Here is a 4,530-nt window from a genome sequence, read left to right as displayed (position 1 = left end):
GGTCCGCCGCCCGCCGGGGCCGACGCCGAGCCAGCGCCGCCGCCCGCCCTGGACCTGCGCGGCGGCATCCCCGACCCGTCGGCGTTCCCGCGCGGGGAGTGGACGGCGGCGGTGCGCCGGGCCATGGAGTCGGCGCCCGCCGACGCCTTCGCCTACCCCGACCCGCGCGGGGCCGCGCCGCTGCGCGAGGCCCTGGCCGGGTACACCGCCCGCGCCCGCGGGGTGCGCGCCCGGCCGGAGAACGTGCTGGTGGGACATGGTTTCGGCGACTTGCTGGCGCTGCTGTGCCGGGCGCTGGCCCGGCGCGGGGCGCGCCGGATCGCGGTGGAGGAGTACGGGCACGCCCGGCACCGGCGCATCGCGGCCGCGCACGGCCTGGAGCCGGTGCCGCTGCCGGTGGACGCCGACGGCGCGGACGTGGCGGCGCTGGCGGGCCTGGAGGTGGGGGCGGTGCTGCTCACCCCCGCCCACCAGTTCCCGACCGGCGCGGTGCTCGCACCCGCTCGGCGGCGGGCGCTGGTGCGCTGGGCGCAGGCGCACGGCGCCCTGGTGCTGGAGGACGACTACGACGGCGAGTTCCGCTACGACCGCCGGGCGGTGGGCGCGGTGCAGGCGCTGGCCCCCGAGCACGTCGTCTACCTGGGCACGGCCAGCAAGTCGCTGGCCCCGGCGCTGGGCACGGCCTGGGCGGTGGTGCCCGCCGGCCTGGTGCCCGAGCTGGTGGAGCTGCGCGAGCTGTCCGGGGCGGGCCACCACGTGCCGGGGCAGCTGGCGCTGGCCGACCTCATCACCTCGCACCGCTACGACCTGGCGGTGCGCCGGGCCCGGGTCGCCTACCGGGAGCGGCGCCGGGCGGTGGCGGCGGCCTTCGCCGCCCTGCCCGGCTGCGCCCTGTCGGGCCCGGAGGCCGGATTGCACTGCCCGTTGGAGCTGCCCGCGGGGGTGTCGGAGGCGGCCGTCTCGGCGGAGGCCGCCCGGCGGGGACTGGCCCTGGAGGGGCTGGCCTCCTTCGGCTTCGGGCGCCCGGAGCGGGGCCCGGCGATGGTCATCGGCTACGGGGCGCCCCGCCCGCACCTGTTCGCCCCCGCCCTGGCAGCGGCAGTCGCCGCAGTGGCCGCCCACCTGCCCTGACGCCGTACCGGGCCCGATCTCCCCGCCGACGCCCGCCGCCGTCCACAACGGTCGGCACCACGACCGTGCACCCGTCTGACGGCCTCACACCGCGGTGGGCCCGGCCCACCACGCCCGCCATCCGTGGTGATCGCCGCCGCGGTCGTGCACCCGCCCCGACGGCCCCCGGCCCGCACGGGGCGCGGTCCGCCCGCGGAGACCGCGCCCGCCATCGCGGCGATCGCCGCCCACCTACCCCGACGGCCCACGCGCCGCGATGGGCCCTGGGCCTGGGCTTCGTGCGGGCGTACGGCGGCCGTCCCACGGCGCCCCGGACGCGATCGGCACCGTCGGCGGCCGTACCGTTCGGCTCACAGGGCGCGGCCACTGAAGGCCAGCAGGCGCTCCTGTACCCCGGCCTCCTCCCCCACCGGGACCGGGGCGTCGAACGCCGACCCCGGCCCCAGGTGGCGCTTCCGGGCCCAGCCGTAGAGCTCGGCCGTCAGGTCGGGGTCCAGGTTCTCGTCCGCGTTCAGGGCACGGGCCAGGTCCCAGGCGTGCACACCCAGGTCGAAGGTCATCTGCCACAGGTACTCCTGTGCCGGGGCGTCGCCGAAGGACAGGTGGACGGTGCGGCCCCGGGCGGAGGGCGCCAGCCAGGCGGCGCGGGCCTCGCGGGCCGCCACCTCCCAGGCGGCGAGCGGCTCCTCGCCGAGGATGTCGCCCTCGAAGCGGTCGCCGACCTCCTCCGGGGTCAGCCCGTCCAGCAGCGGGGGCACCCACAGCTGTTCCGCGGTCAGGTGGGCGACCAGGTCGTGGACGTCCCAGTCGGCGCAGGGGGTGGGCAGCGCCCAGTCGGTCATCCGGATCAGGCGCACCCGCCGGTCGAACTCCTCCAGGGCGATGCCGTGCAGGTCGATCAGCCGTTCCATGTCGCTCCCCCTCCGCCGTGTTCGGTCGTTCCGGGCCGCCTACCCGGTCCGGGGCCCCCGGACACCCGCGGGGGCGGACGGTGCGGACACGACGGCGGCCGGCCCCCCGGTGAGGGGACCGGCCGCCGGGGTCGGTACGGCTAGTGCGCGGCCGCCGGTGCCGGGGCCTGCTCGGCCTCGGAGCGGCGCACGAAGAACGTGGCCGCGAACGCCAGCACCGAGATCGAGGCGCCCAGCAGGAAGGCGACATGGATACCGCCCGCCATCGCCTCGACCTCCGGCAGCCCCTCGCCCAGGTAGCCGGCCGTGGACGCCGCCATGACCGCGACGAACGCGGCCGTGCCCGCCGCGCCCGCGACCTGCTGCACGGTGCCCACCACCGCGCTGCCGTGCGAGTACAGCTGCGGTGTGAGCGACCCCAGGGCGCCGGTGAGCAGCGGCGTGAACATCAGCCCCAGGCCGACCGTGAGCATCATGTGGGTGGCGATGATGAACCCGATCTGGGTCTGGCTGTCGAACATCGTCATGGCCCACAGGGTCACCGACACCAGCCCCGCACCCGGGATGATCAGCGGCCGCGGCCCGAGCCTGTCGTAGAGCCGGCCCACGAACGGGGCGATCAGGCCCATGGCCAGGCCGCCCGGCAGCAGGCTCAGGCCGGTGGTCAGGGTGTCGTGCCCCAGCACGTTCTGCATGTACAGCGGCAGCAGGATCAGCGTTCCGAACAGCGCCATGAAGCTGATCCCGACCAGCCCAATGGAGATCGAGAACTGGGTGGACCGGAACACGCGCAGGTCCAGCAGGGCCCGCTCGTCGCGCTGCAGGCGGATCTGCCGCAGCACGAACACCACCAGCGCCACCGCGCCCACACCGATCGCCAACTGCGGCGGGACCAGGCCGCCGCCGTGGCCGCCCAGGCTGGAGAACCCGTACACCAGGCCGCCGAACGCGAACGCCGACACCAGCACCGAGAACATGTCGATGGTGGAGGGGCGCGGCTCGGTGACGTTGCGGATGAACAGGGCGCCCAGGGTCAGCCCCAGGATCGCGATGGGCAGCACCAGGCCGAACATCCAGCGCCAGTCCAGGACGCTGAGGATGAGGCCGGCCAGCGTCGGGCCGATGGCGGGCGCCACCGAGATGACGATGGAGATGTTGCCCATGGTGCGGCCGCGCCGTTCGGCGGGCACGGTGTTGAGGATGGTGGTCATGAGCAGCGGCATCATGATCGCCGTGCCGACGGCCTGGACGATCCGCCCCGTGAGCAGGAACGTGAAGCCCGGCGCCAGGAAGCACAGCAGGGTGCCCAGGGTGAACAGCGACATGGCGGCGATGAACACCTGCCGCACGTGGAAGCGCTGGAGCAGGTAGCCGGTCGCGGGGATCACCACGGCCATCACCAGCATGAAGGCGGAGGTGAGCCACTGCCCGGTGGAGACGGAGATGCCGAGGTCGGCGTTGAGCGCGGGCAGGGCCACGCCCATGATCGTCTCGTTGAGGATGACGACGAACGCCGAGACGAGGAGCAGCGGGATGACCAGGCGGTCGGCGCGCGGCTCCGGCCCGGTGTCGGCGGTCTCCGGCGCGCGGTCGGATGGTGTGGGTGTCCCGGTCACGGTGTCCTCTGTCGTCGTGGGCCTGCGGGTGCGCGGGGGGCGGGGATGCAGGGAGTGCAAATATGCGCTCTCGGAAGACTCCTAACCTCCCACACGGCGAGGACATTCCCGCAGGAGGACGGTGTTCCCGGACATTGTTCCCGGACCGTTCCCCTCCGCGTCCCGCCGGGCGCCGCCGGGCGCCGCCCCGGCCGCTTCCACGTCCGCGGGGGCGACCGCGATCACACGCCGCGGCACCGCGGGAAACGGCGCCGGTGGGAACTCCCCGCGGCCCCCGGGTGTTATGAAGGACGCCGCACGAAGGAAAGGGTGGTCATAGATGACGACCGAGCGCGCAGTCCTGGCCGGGGGCTGTTTCTGGGGCATGCAGGACCTCATCCGCAGGCTCCCCGGGGTGGTCGACACCCGGGTGGGCTACACCGGGGGCGACGTCGAGAACGCGACCTACCGCAACCACGGCACGCACGCCGAGGGGATCGAGATCGTCTTCGACCCGGAGCGGACCTCCTACCGGGACCTGCTGGAGTTCTTCTTCCAGATCCACGACCCGACGACCCTGAACCGCCAGGGCAACGACATCGGCACCAGCTACCGGTCGGCGATCTACTACGTGGACGACGACCAGAAGAAGGTCGCCGAGGACACCATCGCCGACGTGGACGCCTCCGGCCTGTGGCCGGGCCCGGTGGTCACCGAGGTCGAGCCGGTGGGGGCGTTCTGGGAGGCCGAGCCGGAGCACCAGGACTACCTGGAGAAGTACCCGAACGGGTACACCTGCCACTTCCCGCGCCCGGACTGGCGCCTGCCCCGGCGCGAGACCACCGCGTGAGGACGTGACGCAGGACCCGAGGGGCCCCGGCCGACACCGGCCG

4 protein-coding genes are annotated in these 4,530 nt (G+C 74.6%); 2 read left to right on the top strand and 2 right to left on the bottom strand.

The window, feature by feature from the left end; genetic code table 11:
- Positions 1–1,131, top strand: a 1,131-nt coding sequence (locus ACJOT3_RS32865) for an aminotransferase-like domain-containing protein (RefSeq protein WP_406977030.1), incomplete at its 5' end; no start/stop codon positions are given.
- Between the two features lie 350 nt (positions 1,132–1,481).
- Here ACJOT3_RS32865 and ACJOT3_RS32860 read toward each other — a convergent pair.
- Together ACJOT3_RS32860 and ACJOT3_RS32855 are read right to left on the bottom strand one after the other, a co-directional pair.
- Entirely contained in the window at positions 1,482–2,042 is a 561-nt protein-coding gene (locus ACJOT3_RS32860; protein WP_406977029.1) for a TIGR03086 family metal-binding protein, read from the bottom strand.
- 140 nt (positions 2,043–2,182) lie between these two features.
- Positions 2,183–3,658 carry an MDR family MFS transporter gene (locus ACJOT3_RS32855; protein WP_406977028.1) on the bottom strand — a complete coding sequence of 492 codons (1,476 nt, stop codon included), beginning with the start codon at positions 3,656–3,658 and terminating at the stop codon, positions 2,183–2,185.
- 319 nt (positions 3,659–3,977) lie between these two features.
- On the opposite strand from ACJOT3_RS32855, the gene msrA reads away from it, so the two are divergent.
- On the top strand, positions 3,978–4,487 hold the full coding sequence (msrA, locus tag ACJOT3_RS32850) for a peptide-methionine (S)-S-oxide reductase MsrA (RefSeq protein WP_406977027.1): 510 nt from the start codon (positions 3,978–3,980) through the stop codon (positions 4,485–4,487).
- The last annotated feature ends 43 nt before the right edge of the window (positions 4,488–4,530 follow it).

Origin of the sequence: Nocardiopsis protaetiae (assembly GCF_045446735.1) — a bacterium.
Taxonomy (GTDB): domain Bacteria; phylum Actinomycetota; class Actinomycetes; order Streptosporangiales; family Streptosporangiaceae; genus Nocardiopsis; species Nocardiopsis protaetiae.
Note: the sequence above shows the minus strand (reverse complement) of the source record. Positions and strands in the feature narration are given on the sequence as shown.